This window comes from Klebsiella sp. R445 (assembly GCF_051131755.1).
In the GTDB taxonomy this organism is placed as follows: Bacteria; Pseudomonadota; Gammaproteobacteria; order Enterobacterales; family Enterobacteriaceae; genus Klebsiella; species Klebsiella lignicola.
Window position 1 is genome coordinate 1,336,030 of record NZ_CP180446.1, and the last position, 18,959, is coordinate 1,354,988.

5 protein-coding genes are annotated in these 18,959 nt (G+C 51.8%); all 5 read right to left on the reverse strand.

Going from position 1 to position 18,959, the window contains the following annotated elements:
* Positions 1-79: 79 nt before the first annotated feature.
* The 5 genes from ACMYSN_RS06330 to ACMYSN_RS06350 all read right to left on the reverse strand — a co-directional run bounded on the left by ACMYSN_RS06330 (position 80) and on the right by ACMYSN_RS06350 (position 18,798).
* Complete coding sequence (locus ACMYSN_RS06330; protein ID WP_462497430.1) at positions 80-1,300, reverse strand: HlyD family efflux transporter periplasmic adaptor subunit; 1,221 nt, start codon at positions 1,298-1,300, stop codon at positions 80-82.
* Complete coding sequence (locus ACMYSN_RS06335) at positions 1,297-3,444, reverse strand: type I secretion system permease/ATPase (protein WP_462497431.1); 2,148 nt, start codon at positions 3,442-3,444, stop codon at positions 1,297-1,299. The genes ACMYSN_RS06330 and ACMYSN_RS06335 overlap by 4 nt, the downstream gene beginning before the upstream one ends.
* A complete protein-coding gene (locus ACMYSN_RS06340; RefSeq protein ID WP_462497432.1) occupies positions 3,441-4,877 on the reverse strand; it encodes a TolC family protein in 1,437 nt (478 codons plus the stop codon). Before ACMYSN_RS06340 ends, ACMYSN_RS06335 begins: the two co-directional genes overlap by 4 nt.
* A 168-nt stretch (positions 4,878-5,045) precedes the next feature.
* Positions 5,046-12,089, reverse strand: a complete 7,044-nt coding sequence (locus ACMYSN_RS06345) for a BapA/Bap/LapF family large adhesin (protein WP_462497433.1) — start codon at positions 12,087-12,089, stop codon at positions 5,046-5,048.
* Complete coding sequence (locus ACMYSN_RS06350) at positions 12,037-18,798, reverse strand: BapA prefix-like domain-containing protein (protein WP_462497434.1); 6,762 nt, start codon at positions 18,796-18,798, stop codon at positions 12,037-12,039. The genes ACMYSN_RS06345 and ACMYSN_RS06350 overlap by 53 nt, the downstream gene beginning before the upstream one ends.
* Between the last annotated feature and the right edge of the window lie 161 nt (positions 18,799-18,959).

Sequence of the window (18,959 nt, forward strand, 5' to 3'; positions counted from 1 at the left end):
AGTTCTTTCTACCCTTGAATGCTTGTTCGGTATCAAGGTAGGTATGACGAAACATGGCATACTAACGTTTGCCAATATTTTATCTTTCCCTGAGTGCTTCTTTAGCACGGTTAAATGGTTTAACCATATAATCCATTACCGTTTTTTGACCCGTTTTAATATCAACCGTTGCAATCATCCCCGGGCCAATGGAAAAACGTTTCCCCTTTTTATTCTCCAGAAAATCATGGTCGGTCCTGATAAATACACGATAGTAGTAAACATCCGGTTTTGCTTCATCCTGTGTGGTGTCCGGGGATATTGTCTCTACCACCCCATCGAGTGCACCATAGATCGCATAGTCATAGGCGGTAATTTTTACTAACGCTGGCTGATCGGGATGAATGAAGGCAATATCACGCGGTGAAATACGCGCTTCGATAAGTAAACGACCATCGACAGGAACGATTTCCATCAATTCGCCGTTTGGCGCAATAACCCCACCGATAGTATTGACCTTAATATTTTTGACAATACCCTGGACTGGCGAACGTACGGTTAAGCGAGTTACCGAATCGGCACGCCCTTTGATTACTTCGGCAAGGCTGGCAACATCCGCATTCGCTTTTGAAAGTTGCTCACGGGCATCGACATAGTAGCGGGTATTGAGATCGATCTTTTTCAGTCCAATATCAGCCGCTTGCTGACGCAAACGGAGAACCTCAACATTACTTGCCGCCCCTGTTTTAGCTAATCTTTCGGTGATAGCCAGCTCGCTATTGACCAACGCCAGTGACTCTTCAAGTTGTCGAGATGATTTTGTCAGCTGTTCTCGACGACTATGATAGAGACGAGTCTCCTCAGCCAATAATGCAGGCCAGGGTTTGAGGGTGTCAGGAAAGACCAAAGGCTGATTATTGACCTCAGCCGTCAGACGAATACTTGCCGCTAATGAAGCCCGATATTTCGCCTGACTTTCCCCAACATTAGATTCACTGCGAGTGGGATCCAGGCGGGCAACGATTTGCCCTGCCGTCACCTTGCTCCCTTCCTGCACGTTCAGTTCCGTCAGAATACCGCCATCCAGCGTCTGTATTACCTGCTCACGAGAACCAGGGATAACTTTTCCGGTTCCGGTAGAGACTTCGTCCAGTACGGCAAACCATGCCCAGATACTGCTGACAAGTAACATAATTGCCAGCATAATAATCAGACGACGCGATTTGACTATCTGCACTTCATCCTCTTCACTATCTTGCATCAGCAAGACAGGATCGGCATCTTTCATAATATGCAAAACATCTTCGCCAGGTTTATTCATATATTCACCACCTGACCACGCGCTTTTTCTTGTTCAAAGACGGTCGTTTTTGGCTTATCGAGCACCAACTGTCCATCCTGGATGACCAGGATCCTATCAACAATATTCAGAACGGCCGCTTTGTGCGTGGCGATAACCATCGTCCTTTCGCCGGCCCATTTCGCTAGTTGTTCAACAAATGCTTTTTCTGTGCGCTCATCAAAGAACGAAGTGGGTTCATCAAGAAGGATGATATTAGGATCGCGTAGCAGCGTTCTGGCCAACAACAACGATTGCCGCTGCCCCCCGGACAGGCCTCCCCCGCCCTCCATAATAATGTGCTCCAACCCAAGAGGAAGCTTGCGAACGAAGTCCAGTGCTCCACATAGCGTCAGGACCGAAACGATTTCATCATCCGTTGCTGTTGGGTGCCCAAGGGTCAGATTTTCTCGCAACGTTCCATGAAATAAGCGCGCCTCCTGGGTAAGCAGACTCGCATTACGCCGTATATCCGCCAGATCGATTTGCGGTAGGCTCAGATCGTCCAGACGTAGTTCACCGCTGGTCAGTTCCACATTTCCCATCATGGCCTGTAACAGGGTAGATTTTCCGGCACCAATGCGACCCAGAATAGCGATCTTCTCCCCAGCTTTAATTGACAGCTGATGAATGCGTAAGGGAATAGCACCATCATTGGGTCCATAACGAAATTCAGCCTGACGAAACTCATAACTGCCGTTAAGAACGGCACGATGAATTCTGGGCTCGTCCTGCCCCCCCTCGACGGGGAGTGCCATCAAATTATCCAGACTGGCTTTCGCCGCTTTCACCTGCTGCCAACGGGCAAGGACACCACACAGAGCCGTCATTGGTGCAACCATCCGGGTAGAAAGCATTGACGCCGCAACCATCGCCCCGGTCGTGATATCTCCACTAATCACTAACGGCGCGCCAATCACCACCACCGTGGCATACAATAGATTTTGTACCGACATTCCCCAACTGACTAACCCATGTGTCAGCTTGCGTGTTTTTACTCCGGATTCTGCAGTGATCGCGATATAACTATTCCACTGATGCAAAAAACGACTTTCCGCCTGCATCATTTTGATATCCTGTAAACCCTGGATACTTTCAACCAAAATCGCATTACGTAATGTATTTTCATGTTGGTTTTTATTGGCTAAAGCAGAGAGTTTTCGCTGTAACAACAGCCCAGGGAGAATCATTATGATCGTTGCTACAGGGGCAATCCAACTTAGCCATGGTGAAACAATAAAAAGCACTAGCTGGAACAAAATAAAAAATGGCAAATCCGAGATAATCGTCATCACGGTGGAGGTCATCATTTCGCGGACCTGTTCCAGCTCACGAATTTGAGAGATAAAACTCCCGGTAGAACGTGGTATTGCCGTGTTTTTAAGGCGAAGCGCGTGGCCAAACACCCGGTCCGAAACGCGTATATCGCTACGTTTACCCAGCAAATCTGTTACATGCCCACGAGTTATCTTCAAAATAAAACTAAATACCGCCGCGAGGACGACTCCACTGAACAGCACATATAATGTTGGGAAGGATTGTGCCGGAATAACCCGATCATAAACTTGCATCGAGAAAAGGATTCCTGCCAACGCTAAGATATTAATAACCAACGATGCCAACATCACATGCGTGTAGGGGCGAAGATCTTTCAGGATAATTTTACGCAGCCAGTCTGGCTGAAAGCGAGCCAAATAGCTTTCTGTACGGATGTCTTTTTCCGGTGCTGCGGGACGAAAAGCAACCGTATGTTCAATTTCGGGCAGCAGGTTTTCCAAGGGACAATGGCTAAGCAAAGATATCTCTTTGATAAAGCGCACCCCGACCGCGTTGTTCATGTCAAAACTTTCAATCACGCCAATTTGACCGTCCCTAAGTTGAATAACTAAGGGCAAGCGCCAGGCCGACATACGCTGATCGGTTGACGATAAAAACTGACAGTTCAGTCCGGCATGACGAGCAAGATGCCTCAACGCGGCGGGGAGTTTTTTTTGGGTCGTCCATTCCGCAGCAGCATGCAAAGTGCCGGGCGAAAAACTTTGCCGATAATGATTGGCGATAAAAGCGATGGCATTCGTCCAATCGAGTAAATGTGGGATCTCTTCTCGTTCATTCTGGATCGTCATGGGCGGATCTCCACGCCCTGGATATTGTGATTTTCTAACGCGAACACGGTACGCATCTTACCGGTACTGAACAGGCAATCCAGTTCAAGGGAACGTAACTGAGATTCGGTCAGAACCTGGCTAAATCGTGCCTGATAAATCTCCTGATCGACGTTGAGTAAATCCAGTAACGGGCGCGACCCCAGTTCCAGATATTGAGCCTGATATAATTCCCGAGTTTGCTCGCCCAGCAGTTGTTGACGACGCTGAATTCCCAAAGATTGCGCCAGATTGACCGCCTCATCGCGGGAAGCATTCAGTTTTTGGCTGGCATCCAACTGCGCTGTTTTTATTGCCGCATTTGCAGCCGCCAGAGTTTGCTGGGCAGCATCACGAGAAGCCGTCATTGCCCCCCCCTGATAAATCGGCATTTCTACCCGAACCCAGGCAGAGTATTGCGTTTTGTTAAGTACCGCACTATTTACATAATTATCATTAAGATAGTGCGTAACTTCAGGTTCAAGAGAGATGGTTGGTAGCATTTGTGCGTTAGCATTATCTACCTGCGCCTGCGCCTGCCCGGCTTGAGCCAGCGCCGCCAGTACCGCGGGCACGGAGCGATAATCTATTTTTGTTACTGCGCATGCGGCATCCATCCCCGACGGCACATCATCCGTCACGGTCGCAATACTGCCGATACCGATGTAAGTTGCCAACGTAGCTTTCCAACGCTGAAGAGCGGCCTGGTATTGCAGCAGCGTCGACTGCGCACCTTCAATACGCGTATCCGTTTGCACGACATCTGATAAAGAAGACGCCCCGGCATCATTTCGTTGACGAATAAGATCCCCAATCTTTTTCAACGAATCGACCTGTAATTTCGCTATGTCTACCAGTTTTTGATAGCCCTGTACCTGCACCACAGCACCGGCGGTATCATGAGCGACCTGATCAATGCTGAGCATAACCGTGGCCTGTTGCTGCGCGACGCCTGAATCTGCTGCTCTGACAGAACTGGACACTTTGCCAAAGTCATACAACATTTGTGATACCGACACGACTAATGAAGGCGTATATCCGGCATCAGCATAGGTATTACTGTACCCATTATTCATACCCGCACTAACCTGAGGGTAATATTTTGCTTTTGCCACATCCACTTTTTGCGCCTGTTCTTGTAATTTACTTACCTCCTGAGTAATAGATGGGTGCCAATTAACGGCATTTTTAACCGCTGTTTTAATATCGAGTGGACCCGATATTCTACTCTGGTTATTAATTACCTCGTCGCTATAGCCTGCTATCTGTTGGTTATCGGTTAAACGCTGACTACTAATATCATTCGGCATAAAATACGAGCTTTCTGCATTAACCAGAAATGCAGGGCAGGAAAAGAGAAAAATCGCGGTAGACCCGCAGGTTCTGATCATCCTTTTTTGTTTAAACAGACGCATCAAATTCACCCTTCAGAAAGCACACTGAAAAAACGGATATGATGATTTCCGCATCCTTATTTTTATTTAACAATCCCCGTCATCTCCGGGTTAGCTTCTGGAATACCCTCTTCTCTGATAGTGCCATTCAGGCAGCACATCCCTGTGCTACCAGCAGCAACATGTTAATTAATGTGAATTGTTGGTATCAATCAATTCATCAAGTGTATTGATATGCACCCCTTGCAGCGTAATCAGCGTCGCTTGTTGATGATCTGCACCAGCCGAACCATCCCTGTCGATTGATACAACCGTATCCCCCCCTGCTGTATACGACAGGGAGATATAATTCCCTAACGTGTCGCTTGAACCATCCCAACCAACCAACAGAGCAGAAACATCAATATGATCTCCTTGTGCGACCGAGAAATCCTTCCAGGTATCGCTACCGTTACCTCCGGTATTGTCATCAGCCAGCAGGTTGTAAACCAACGTATCGGCTCCGATGTTCATCGTGAAGGTATCGTCGTAAGCAGTACTATGAATGTCTTCACTATTAATACTGCCGTTGATTTGCGGATGCAGATCAATCGTCAATGTCGCGTTTGACGAAACATTGTTTGAGTCATTCACCGAGTACGAGAAGATTTCTTTCTCAGTGATTGACGACACATCCAAGCCTGCTTTCAGACTGTAGGTATAAGAACCATCATTTGCCATTACCAGGGTGCCATAATCACCGTAAATTGTGACGGCAGTTCCACTTACACTCCCTCCGCTACTGGTTGTAATGCTGCCATTGCTATGGAAGGTCCAGGATTCAGCACCTCCGGAGAGAGTATGACCCGAGACGCTAAAGGACGAGAACAGTGGCCCGTGAGTATCTTCAGTACCGGCTGAATTCAAGCCACTCTGAATGTTCCCGCTAACGCTCCCCGCTACGGTGTAATGAGTTGCGGTGTTGATTAATGTTCCTGAAACGTCTCCGGTAAGGCTGAATGTAGCTGCCGTTGTTGAGTTCACATTGGTCAGCACGGTCAGTTGATAATTACCTGCCGCCAGATCAACGTTGCTCAGAGTGAAAGTCATGGAGTCAGAATCATTTGCCCCAAGAATGGCAGACAACGCTTTCACATCCGAACCACTCCATACCAGGACACTCGTGGTTGTACCATCACCATTATCGACCAGATGGTAGAGCGACAATGAACTCACAACATTCATCGTCAACCCACCCAGAGTCGCATTTGGATCTCCAGTAAAGTTCAGACCAATTTTCGCGTTATCCAGCACATGATCAGCACTGACGGTAAAGTTCATTGTCTTGCTTACAGGAACAGTCGCTCCAGCGCCCACCGCTACCGGTGTCGTCGTCGACAGCGCTGCAGCATTATAACTTTCCGCTACCGATGCACTGTATGCCGTCGCAACATTCAACGAGACCTCGTCATTCACTGCAACAGAAGGTGAAGCTCCAGTTGAGACGCTCAGCGTTGCTGTTGCTGTCGCACCGTGACTATCGATGATTGTGTAGGTGAATATGTCTGTCTTACCTATATCCCCTGCACTTCCCGAGCTTTGGTAACTGTAGCTGCCATCGGAATGGATTGTTAACTGACCATACGCCCCATTGATAGTAATGCCCGCTTCTGTCACCCCCACCGGAGCGGATCCAGATACCGAAGTCGCTACCACCTGGCTGACCGTAATACCTTCACCAGTATCCCCTACATCACCAGACGTCGTGGTTTCCAGCACATTACCGCTGACCGCTCCCGCAGCAAATCCTACGGAGTCGGTGATCGATACATCTACGGCTGTCGCAACATTCAACGAGGCCAGCAGATTGAGAACCGAAGCCAACGGACTGGTGGTTGTTGGCGATGAGAGCACCACCGTATAGTTCCCGGCTGGCAAATCTTCAAACGCTACGCTGCCACTGTAGTTCACACCCAGAAGAGTCGAAGTCAGGGTTACGGCATTTTGCGCAACCGCAGCAACCTCACCAGTTGCGGTATTAACCACCAACAGATCTGCGGTCAAAGAGCTACCGCTGGCCAGGAGTGCCAGCAAGGATACCAGCCCTGCTGCCGATACAGGCGACGATCCCGAAATACCCAAGGTGACATTTTCTGTAGTACCCGCAGCCACAGTAAAGTCGAAAGTATTACCACTAAGCAGAGATACGTTAACCGTATTCAGTAATGACAACCCAACCAGTTGCGTAACCACACCAGACTCATTCAGATTGTCGTAGTCGGCCGTAACCAAGGTCGTGTGCACATCATTATTTGCTATCAATTCAATATCTGCATCGCTGTCAGAATCCGAATCACTGTCAGAGTCAGAATCGCTGTCAGAATCAGAGTCGCTGTCCGAGTCAGAGTCACTGTCAGAATCCGAGTCGCTGTCGGAATCCGAGTCGCTGTCGGAATCAGAGTCGCTGTCAGAATCCGAGTCGCTGTCAGAGTCCGAGTCGCTGTCAGAATCCGAGTCGCTGTCAGAATCCGAATCGCTGTCAGAATCCGAGTCGCTGTCGGAGTCAGAGTCGCTGTCAGAATCCGAGTCGCTGTCAGAGTCAGAGTCGCTGTCAGAATCCGAGTCGCTGTCAGAGTCCGAATCGCTGTCAGAGTCAGAATCACTGTCGGAGTCGGAATCACTGTCGGAGTCTGCATCGCTGTCTGAACCACCACCTTCATCCGCCGCCACAACATTGATAGTCAGCGTTGCTGTCGCCGTATCTCCATCTGCATCCGTGATCGTGTAGGTAAACACCTCCGTCTGACCGATGGAATCTGCATCTCCTGTCGCTTTATATGAGTAGCTACCGTCGGCATGGATCGTCAGTTGTCCGTAGGCACCATTAATGACGATACCGCCATCCACCATGACTACCGGCTGTGCTCCGGCGACCGAACTCGCCACGACCTGGGTTACCGTTATTGTGTCGCCGGTATCGCCGACATCACCGGTTCCGTCTGTTTCCAGCACATTGCCGCTGATAACACCCGAGACATATTCCGCTGAATCCGTTACCGCTATATCCACTGCCGTGGCCACATTCAGCGAAGCCAACAGGTTAATCACAGAAGCCAGCGTGCTGCTTGTCGTCGGAGAAGAAAGCACCACGGTGTAGCTGCCAGCAGGCAGGTCTTCAAACGCTGCACCGCCGCTGTAGTTCACGCCCAGCAGGGTTGACGTCAGGGTGACCGCATTAGGTGCAATCGCAACCACTTCACCGGTGATATTGTTCACCACCGACAGGTCCGCAACTACCGAGCTGCCATTGGCCAGCAGCGCCAGCAACGTAATCAGCCCACTGGCAGACACTAATGAAGAACCGGAGACTGCGAGAGTCAGATCCTGCGTTTCCCCTTCGTTCACCGTAAAGTTAAAGCTGTTATTAGTCAGCAGTGACACGTTAACCGTACTCAGTAACGTCAGTCCGACCAATTGGGTCACCGTGCCTGTGTCGCCGGTAATGTTGTCCTCAACTGTAGTGATAGCTGCAGTGTTTGTATCGTTGTTTGCCTGAGGCTCTGTATCCGCATCGCTGTCAGAATCCGAGTCGCTGTCGGAGTCGGAATCGCTGTCGGAATCAGAGTCACTGTCAGAATCGGAGTCACTGTCAGAGTCCGAGTCGCTGTCAGAATCCGAATCGCTGTCGGAGTCGGAATCACTATCCGAGTCAGAGTCACTGTCAGAATCCGAGTCGCTGTCAGAATCCGAGTCACTGTCAGAGTCCGAGTCGCTGTCAGAATCCGAATCACTGTCTGAATCCGAGTCGCTGTCAGAATCAGAATCGCTGTCAGAATCCGAGTCGCTGTCCGAGTCAGAGTCGCTGTCGGAATCCGAGTCGCTGTCCGAGTCAGAATCGCTGTCGGAGTCTGAATCACTGTCGGAATCCGAGTCGCTGTCAGAATCCGAATCACTGTCAGAATCCGAATCACTGTCAGAATCCGAATCACTGTCAGAATCCGCATCGCTGTCGGAATCAGAGTCGCTGTCAGAATCCGAGTCGCTGTCAGAATCCGAATCGCTGTCGGAGTCGGAATCGCTGTCGGAATCAGAGTCACTGTCAGAATCCGAGTCACTGTCAGAATCCGAGTCGCTGTCGGAGTCAGAGTCGCTGTCAGAGTCCGAGTCGCTGTCAGAGTCCGAGTCGCTGTCAGAATCCGAGTCGCTGTCAGAGTCCGAGTCGCTGTCAGAATCCGAATCACTGTCAGAATCCGCATCGCTGTCGGAATCCGAGTCGCTGTCAGAATCCGAGTCGCTGTCAGAATCCGAATCGCTGTCGGAGTCGGAATCGCTGTCGGAATCAGAGTCACTGTCAGAATCCGAGTCACTGTCAGAATCCGAGTCGCTGTCGGAGTCAGAGTCGCTGTCAGAGTCCGAGTCGCTGTCAGAATCCGAGTCGCTGTCAGAGTCCGAGTCGCTGTCAGAATCCGAGTCGCTGTCAGAGTCAGAATCACTGTCGGAGTCGGAATCACTGTCGGAGTCTGCATCGCTGTCTGAACCACCACCTTCATCCGCCGCCACAACATTGATAGTCAGCGTTGCTGTCGCCGTATCGCCATCTGCATCCGTGATCGTGTAGGTAAACACCTCCGTCTGACCGATGGAATCTGCATCTCCTGTCGCTTTATATGAGTAGCTACCGTCGGCATGGATCGTCAGTTGTCCGTAGGCACCATTAATGACGATACCGCCATCCACCATGACTACCGGCTGTGCTCCGGCGACCGAACTCGCCACGACCTGGGTTACCGTTATTGTGTCGCCGGTATCGCCGACATCACCGGCTCCGTCTGTTTCCAGCACATTGCCGCTGATAACACCCGAGACATATTCCGCTGAATCCGTTACCGCTATATCCACTGCCGTGGCAACATTCAGCGAAGCCAACAGGTTAATCACAGAAGCCAGCGTGCTGCTTGTCGTCGGAGAAGAAAGCACCACGGTGTAGCTGCCAGCAGGCAGGTCTTCAAACGCTGCACCGCCGCTGTAGTTCACGCCCAGCAGGGTTGACGTCAGGGTGACCGCATTAGGTGCAATCGCAACCACTTCACCGGTGATATTGTTCACCACCGACAGGTCCGCAACTACCGAGCTGCCATTGGCCAGCAGCGCCAGCAACGTAATCAGCCCACTGGCAGACACTAATGAAGAACCGGAGACTGCGAGAGTCAGATCCTGCGTTTCCCCTTCGTTCACCGTAAAGTTAAAGCTGTTATTAGTCAGCAGTGACACGTTAACCGTACTCAGTAACGTCAGTCCGACCAATTGGGTCACCGTGCCTGTGTCGCCGGTAATGTTGTCCTCAACTGTAGTGATAGCTGCAGTGTTTGTATCGTTGTTTGCCTGAGGCTCTGTATCCGCATCGCTGTCAGAATCCGAGTCGCTGTCGGAATCAGAATCGCTGTCAGAATCCGAGTCGCTGTCGGAGTCGGAATCACTATCCGAGTCAGAGTCACTGTCAGAATCCGAGTCACTGTCAGAATCCGAGTCGCTGTCAGAATCCGAGTCACTGTCAGAGTCCGAGTCGCTATCGCTGTCCGAGTCGCTGTCCGAGTCGCTGTCAGAATCGGAGTCACTGTCAGAGTCAGAATCGCTGTCGGAGTCAGAGTCGCTATCGCTGTCCGAGTCGCTGTCAGAGTCAGAATCACTGTCAGAGTCAGAGTCGCTATCGCTGTCCGAGTCGCTGTCAGAATCAGAGTCACTGTCAGAATCCGAGTCACTGTCGGAGTCGGAATCACTGTCAGAGTCCGAGTCGCTGTCGGAGTCAGAATCACTGTCGGAGTCCGAATCGCTGTCGGAGTCACTGTCAGAATCGGAGTCGCTGTCGGAATCCGAGTCAGAGTCAGAATCCGAATCGCTGTCAGAGTCAGAATCCGAATCGCTGTCAGAATCGGAATCACTGTCAGAATCCGAATCGCTGTCGCTATCCGCATCGCTGTCCGAGTCAGAGTCACTGTCAGAGTCCGAGTCGCTGTCAGAGTCCGAATCGCTGTCAGAATCAGAGTCGCTGTCGGAATCCGAGTCACTATCCGAGTCAGAGTCACTGTCAGAGTCAGAATCGCTGTCGCTATCCGAGTCACTGTCGGAGTCGGAATCACTGTCAGAATCCGAGTCACTGTCAGAATCAGAGTCACTGTCAGAGTCCGAATCGCTGTCGGAGTCGGAATCACTATCCGAGTCAGAGTCACTGTCAGAATCCGAATCACTGTCAGAATCCGCATCGCTGTCAGAATCCGAGTCACTGTCGGAGTCAGAATCGCTGTCAGAGTCAGAATCACTGTCAGAATCCGAGTCGCTGTCAGAATCCGCATCGCTGTCAGAGTCGGAATCACTGTCGGAGTCTGAATCGGAGTCGCTGTCGGAATCCGAGTCGCTGTCAGAATCAGAGTCGCTGTCAGAGTCCGAGTCGCTGTCGGAGTCGGAATCACTGTCCGAGTCAGAATCGCTGTCAGAATCCGAGTCACTGTCAGAGTCCGAGTCGCTGTCAGAGTCAGAATCACTATCCGAGTCCGAATCGCTGTCGGAGTCGGAATCGCTGTCGGAGTCACTGTCAGAATCGGAGTCGCTGTCGGAATCCGAGTCGCTGTCAGAATCAGAGTCGCTGTCCGAGTCGGAATCACTGTCAGAGTCCGAGTCGCTGTCAGAATCAGAGTCGCTATCGCTGTCCGAGTCGCTGTCAGAGTCGGAATCACTGTCGGAGTCCGAATCGCTGTCGGAGTCGGAATCACTGTCGGAGTCTGAATCGGAGTCGCTGTCGGAATCCGAGTCGCTGTCAGAATCAGAGTCGCTGTCAGAGTCCGAGTCGCTGTCGGAGTCGGAATCACTGTCAGAGTCCGAGTCACTGTCAGAATCGGAGTCGCTGTCAGAGTCCGAGTCGCTGTCGGAATCAGAGTCGCTGTCCGAGTCGGAATCACTGTCAGAGTCCGAGTCGCTGTCAGAATCAGAGTCGCTATCGGAGTCCGAGTCGCTGTCAGAGTCGGAATCGCTGTCAGAGTCGCTGTCAGAGTCCGAGTCACTGTCAGAGTCCGAGTCACTGTCAGAGTCCGAGTCGCTGTCAGAATCCGAATCACTGTCAGAATCCGAATCGCTGTCAGAATCCGCATCGCTGTCGGAGTCGGAATCGCTGTCAGAATCCGCATCGCTGTCAGAATCCGCATCGCTGTCAGAATCCGAGTCGCTGTCGGAATCCGGAGTCACTATCCGAGTCAGAGTCACTGTCAGAGTCAGAATCGCTGTCGCTATCCGAGTCACTATCCGAGTCAGAGTCACTGTCAGAGTCAGAATCGCTGTCGCTATCCGAGTCACTGTCGGAGTCGGAATCACTGTCAGAATCCGAGTCACTGTCAGAATCAGAGTCACTGTCAGAGTCCGAATCGCTGTCGGAGTCGGAATCACTATCCGAGTCAGAGTCACTGTCAGAATCCGAATCACTGTCAGAATCCGCATCGCTGTCAGAATCCGAGTCACTGTCGGAGTCAGAATCGCTGTCAGAGTCAGAATCACTGTCAGAATCCGAGTCGCTGTCAGAATCCGCATCGCTGTCAGAGTCGGAATCACTGTCGGAGTCTGAATCGGAGTCGCTGTCGGAATCCGAGTCGCTGTCAGAATCCGAATCGCTGTCGGAGTCGGAGTCGGAGTCGCTGTCCGAGTCAGAATCGCTGTCCGAGTCAGAGTCGCTGTCAGAGTCGGAATCACTGTCAGAGTCCGAGTCGCTGTCGGAATCCGAGTCGCTGTCGGAGTCAGAATCGCTGTCGGAGTCTGCATCGCTGTCAGAATCACTGTCGCTATCCGAGTCACTGTCGGAATCAGAGTCGCTGTCAGAGTCCGAATCACTGTCAGAGTCCGAGTCGCTGTCAGAGTCAGAATCACTATCCGAGTCAGAGTCGCTGTCAGAGTCAGAATCACTGTCGGAGTCCGAATCGCTGTCGGAGTCGGAATCACTGTCGGAGTCTGAATCGGAGTCGCTGTCGGAATCCGAGTCGCTGTCAGAATCAGAGTCGCTGTCAGAATCCGAGTCGCTGTCAGAATCCGCATCGCTGTCAGAGTCGGAATCACTGTCGGAGTCTGAATCGGAGTCGCTGTCGGAATCCGAGTCGCTGTCAGAATCCGAATCGCTGTCGGAGTCGGAGTCGGAGTCGCTGTCCGAGTCAGAATCGCTGTCCGAGTCAGAATCGCTGTCAGAATCCGAGTCACTGTCAGAGTCCGAGTCGCTGTCAGAGTCAGAATCACTATCCGAGTCCGAATCGCTGTCGGAGTCGGAATCGCTGTCGGAGTCCGAATCGCTGTCGGAGTCGGAATCGCTGTCGGAGTCACTGTCAGAATCGGAGTCGCTGTCGGAATCCGAGTCGCTGTCAGAATCAGAGTCGCTGTCCGAGTCGGAATCACTGTCAGAGTCCGAGTCGCTGTCAGAATCAGAGTCGCTATCGCTGTCCGAGTCGCTGTCAGAGTCGGAATCACTGTCGGAGTCCGAATCGCTGTCGGAGTCGGAATCACTGTCGGAGTCTGAATCGGAGTCGCTGTCGGAATCCGAGTCGCTGTCAGAATCAGAGTCGCTGTCAGAGTCCGAGTCGCTGTCGGAGTCGGAATCACTGTCAGAGTCCGAGTCACTGTCAGAATCGGAGTCGCTGTCAGAGTCCGAGTCGCTGTCGGAATCAGAGTCGCTGTCCGAGTCGGAATCACTGTCAGAGTCCGAGTCGCTGTCAGAATCAGAGTCGCTATCGCTGTCCGAGTCGCTGTCAGAGTCGGAATCGCTGTCAGAGTCGCTGTCAGAGTCCGAGTCACTGTCAGAGTCCGAGTCACTGTCAGAGTCCGAGTCGCTGTCAGAATCCGAATCACTGTCAGAATCCGAATCGCTGTCAGAATCCGCATCGCTGTCGGAGTCGGAATCGCTGTCAGAATCCGCATCGCTGTCAGAATCCGCATCGCTGTCAGAATCCGAGTCGCTGTCGGAATCCGAGTCACTATCCGAGTCAGAGTCACTGTCAGAGTCAGAATCGCTGTCGCTATCCGAGTCACTATCCGAGTCAGAGTCACTGTCAGAGTCAGAATCGCTGTCGCTATCCGAGTCACTGTCGGAGTCGGAATCACTGTCAGAATCCGAGTCACTGTCAGAATCAGAGTCACTGTCAGAGTCGGAATCACTATCCGAGTCAGAGTCACTGTCAGAATCCGAATCACTGTCAGAATCCGCATCGCTGTCAGAATCCGAGTCACTGTCGGAGTCAGAATCGCTGTCAGAGTCAGAATCACTGTCAGAATCCGAGTCGCTGTCAGAATCCGCATCGCTGTCAGAGTCGGAATCACTGTCGGAGTCTGAATCGGAGTCGCTGTCGGAATCCGAGTCGCTGTCAGAATCCGAATCGCTGTCGGAGTCGGAGTCGGAGTCGCTGTCCGAGTCAGAATCGCTGTCCGAGTCAGAGTCGCTGTCAGAGTCGGAATCACTGTCAGAGTCCGAGTCGCTGTCGGAATCCGAGTCGCTGTCGGAGTCAGAATCGCTGTCGGAGTCTGCATCGCTGTCAGAATCACTGTCGCTATCCGAGTCACTGTCGGAATCAGAGTCGCTGTCAGAGTCCGAATCACTGTCAGAGTCCGAGTCGCTGTCAGAGTCAGAATCACTATCCGAGTCAGAGTCGCTGTCAGAGTCAGAATCACTGTCGGAGTCCGAATCGCTGTCGGAGTCGGAATCACTGTCGGAGTCTGAATCGGAGTCGCTGTCGGAATCCGAGTCGCTGTCAGAATCAGAGTCGCTGTCAGAATCCGAGTCGCTGTCAGAATCCGCATCGCTGTCAGAGTCGGAATCACTGTCGGAGTCTGAATCGGAGTCGCTGTCGGAATCCGAGTCGCTGTCAGAATCCGAATCGCTGTCGGAGTCGGAGTCGGAGTCGCTGTCCGAGTCAGAATCGCTGTCCGAGTCAGAGTCGCTGTCAGAGTCGGAATCACTGTCAGAGTCCGAGTCGCTGTCGGAATCCGAGTCGCTGTCGGAGTCAGAATCGCTGTCGGAGTCTGCATCGCTGTCAGAATCACTGTCGCTATCCGAGTCACTGTCGGAATCAGAGTCGCTGTCAGAGTCCGAATCACTGTCAGAGTCCGAGTCGCTGTCAGAGTCAGAATCACTATCCGAGTCAGAGTCGCTGTCAGAGTCAGAATCACTGTCGGAGTCCGAATCGCTGTCGGAGTCGGAATCACTGTCGGAGTCTGAATCGGAGTCGCTGTCGGAATCCGAGTCGCTGTCAGAATCAGAGTCGCTGTCAGAGTCCGAGTCGCTGTCGGAGTCGGAATCACTGTCAGAGTCCGAGTCACTGTCAGAATCGGAGTCGCTGTCAGAGTCCGAGTCGCTGTCGGAATCAGAGTCGCTGTCCGAGTCGGAATCACTGTCAGAGTCCGAGTCGCTGTCAGAGTCCGAATCGCTGTCAGAGTCCGAATCGCTGTCAGAGTCCGAATCGCTGTCGGAATCTGAATCACTGTCAGAATCCGAGTCACTGTCAGAATCGGAGTCACTGTCAGAATCCGAGTCACTGTCAGAATCCGAGTCACTGTCAGAATCCGAGTCACTGTCAGAATCCGAGTCACTGTCAGAATCCGAGTCACTGTCAGAATCCGAGTCACTGTCAGAATCCGAATCACTGTCAGAGTCCGAGTCTGCATCGCTGTCAGAGTCGGAGTCACTGTCAGAATCCGCATCGCTGTCAGAATCCGAATCACTGTCAGAATCCGAATCACTGTCAGAGTCGGAATCGCTGTCAGAGTCGCTGTCGGAGTCGGAGTCGGAGTCGGAGTCGCTGTCCGAGTCAGAGTCACTGTCAGAATCCGAGTCGCTGTCGGAGTCGGAATCGCTGTCGGAGTCGGAATCGCTGTCAGAATCGGAATCACTGTCAGAGTCCGAGTCGCTGTCAGAATCCGAGTCACTGTCAGAGTCCGCATCGCTGTCAGAATCCGAGTCACTGTCGGAGTCGGAATCACTGTCAGAATCCGAGTCACTGTCAGAATCAGAGTCACTGTCAGAGTCCGAGTCACTGTCAGAGTCCGAGTCACTGTCAGAGTCCGAGTCGCTGTCAGAATCCGAATCACTGTCAGAATCCGAATCGCTGTCAGAATCCGCATCGCTGTCAGAATCCGCATCGCTGTCGGAGTCGGAATCGCTGTCAGAATCCGAGTCGCTGTCGGAATCCGAGTCACTATCCGAGTCAGAGTCACTGTCAGAGTCAGAATCGCTGTCGCTATCCGAGTCACTGTCGGAGTCGGAATCACTGTCAGAATCCGAGTCACTGTCGGAGTCAGAATCGCTGTCAGAGTCAGAATCACTGTCAGAATCCGAGTCGCTGTCAGAGTCCGAGTCGCTGTCAGAATCCGAATCACTGTCAGAATCCGAGTCGCTGTCAGAGTCCGAGTCACTGTCGGAATCCGAGTCACTGTCAGAGTCGGAGTCGGAATCACTGTCGGAATCCGAGTCACTGTCAGAATCCGAGTCACTGTCAGAGTCGGAGTCGGAATCACTGTCGGAATCCGAGTCGCTGTCGGAATCCGAGTCACTATCCGAGTCAGAGTCACTGTCAGAATCCGAGTCGCTGTCAGAATCCGAATCGCTGTCCGAGTCAGAATCGCTGTCGGAGTCTGAATCACTGTCAGAATCCGAGTCGCTGTCAGAGTCCGAGTCACTGTCAGAGTCGGAATCGCTGTCAGAATCCGAGTCGCTGTCAGAATCCGAATCGCTGTCGGAGTCGGAATCACTATCCGAGTCAGAGTCACTGTCAGAATCCGAGTCACTGTCCGAGTCCGAGTCACTGTCGGAATCCGAGTCGCTGTCGGAATCCGCATCGCTGTCCGAGTCGGAATCGCTGTCAGAATCGGAATCACTGTCAGAATCCGAATCGCTGTCGGAGTCGGAATCACTGTCAGAATCCGAGTCACTGTCGGAGTCGGAATCACTGTCAGAATCCGAGTCGCTGTCGGAGTCTGCATCGCTGTCAGAGTCCGAGTCACTGTCGGAGTCTGCATCGCTGTCAGAGTCGGAGTCACTGTCAGAATCCGCATCGCTGTCGGAATCGGAGTCGCTGTCAGAATCCGAGTCACTGTCGGAATCCGCATCGCTGTCAGAATCAGAATCGCTGTCCGAATCGGAGTCGCTGTCGCTATCCGCATCGCTGTCAGAGTCCGAATCACTGTCAGAATCGGAGTCGCTGTCGCTATCCGCATCGCTGTCGGAGTCCGAATCGCTGTCAGAATCGGAATCACTGTCAGAGTCCGAGTCACTGTCAGAATCCGCATCGCTGTCAGAATCCGAGTCACTGTCAGAGTCGGAATCGCTGTCAGAGTCGGAATCGCTGTCAGAATCCGAGTCGCTGTCAGAGTCCGAGTCACTGTCAGAGTCGGAATCGCTGTCGGAGTCCGAGTCGCTGTCAGAGTCCGAGTCACTGTCAGAGTCGGAATCGCTGTCAGAGTCGGAATCGCTGTCGGAGTCCGAGTCGCTGTCGGAATCCGAATCACTGTCAGAATCGGAGTCGCTGTCGGAATCCGCATCGCTGTCGGAGTCAGAATCACTGTCAGAGTCAGAATCGCTGTCAGAATCGGAGTCGCTGTCGGAATCTGCATCGCTGTCGGAGTCAGAATCACTGTCAGAATCCGAGTCACTGTCAGAATCGGAGTCGCTGTCAGAATCGGAGTCGCTGTCAGAATCCGAGTCACTGTCGGAATCCGAGTCGCTGTCAGAGTCCGAATCGCTGTCAGAGTCCGAATCGCTGTCAGAGTCCGAATCGCTGTCGGAATCTGAATCACTGTCAGAATCCGAGTCACTGTCAGAATCGGAGTCACTGTCAGAATCCGAGTCACTGTCAGAATCCGAGTCACTGTCAGAATCCGAGTCACTGTCAGAATCCGAGTCACTGTCAGAATCCGAATCACTGTCAGAGTCCGAGTCTGCATCGCTGTCAGAGTCGGAGTCACTGTCAGAATCCGCATCGCTGTCAGAATCCGAATCACTGTCAGAATCCGAATCACTGTCAGAGTCGGAATCGCTGTCAGAGTCGCTGTCGGAGTCGGAGTCGGAGTCGCTGTCCGAGTCAGAGTCACTGTCAGAATCCGAGTCGCTGTCGGAGTCGGAATCGCTGTCGGAGTCGGAATCGCTGTCAGAATCGGAATCACTGTCAGAGTCCGAGTCGCTGTCAGAATCCGAGTCACTGTCAGAGTCCGCATCGCTGTCAGAATCCGAGTCACTGTCGGAGTCGGAATCACTGTCAGAATCGGAGTCGCTGTCGGAATCCGCATCGCTGTCGGAGTCGGAGTCGCTGTCCGAGTCAGAATCGCTGTCAGAATCGGAGTCGCTGTCGGAGTCAGAATCACTGTCAGAGTCAGAATCACTGTCGGAATCCGAGTCGCTGTCAGAATCCGAATCGCTGTCGGAATCCGCATCCCCTTCTTTTACACCACCATCTGTATCCGAGTCAGCATCTGAGTCACTGTCCGAATCAGAATCAGAATCATCAGGAAATGAAGCTGCCGAATGATGATCTTTGTCAGATGCACCCGCAAACATCGCAGCAATACCAAGTAACGCAGCCCCAGCCATTACCCAACCAGAAATACTGTTTCCAGCACTCCCCGCAGCTAAAACTTCAGAAAGATCACTAATTAGTGAGTAATGGGCCTCATTAGTACCAGCCCCCTCCAGCCACCATAACGCCCCAGTATCATCCTGAAGAACTAAATCACTGTGTAATCCATGCTCGTCAACGACGAAAAAATTTTTGATAGTTAAAGTATTACCATCATTAAATTTCAGAACAAGATCATTACCTTCGCGGGTGTAAGAACTAACATCCTCTCGCTTAATGTGCAAAAGCACTACTGACTGCGAATTTAAACTCACTTGATTGCCATCGACGGTGTATTTAACACCTGTATCTTTCACTGTCACATTTATGTTTTTCATCAAGAGGCACCCTTGAGATGAGTCGCAGCCAGAGATGTAAGATAATTCTTAGTTATGCATCTTATTAGATATACCAGAACATGCAGGCTCGCAAGAATGAATTGACACAAAATAGTCACACTTGCAAATAAATACAACTAATTGATTTTAATAAAAATAAA

What these genes read in the sequence shown, in the direction of transcription:
- ACMYSN_RS06330 (WP_462497430.1), bottom strand. Translation starts at nt 1,300, where the DNA reads ATGAATAAACCTGGCGAAGATGTTTTGCATATTATGAAAGATGCCGAT.
- ACMYSN_RS06340 (WP_462497432.1), bottom strand. Translation starts at nt 4,877, where the DNA reads ATGCGTCTGTTTAAACAAAAAAGGATGATCAGAACCTGCGGGTCTACC.
- ACMYSN_RS06350 (WP_462497434.1), bottom strand. Translation starts at nt 18,798, where the DNA reads ATGAAAAACATAAATGTGACAGTGAAAGATACAGGTGTTAAATACACC.
- ACMYSN_RS06335 (WP_462497431.1), bottom strand. Translation starts at nt 3,444, where the DNA reads ATGACGATCCAGAATGAACGAGAAGAGATCCCACATTTACTCGATTGG.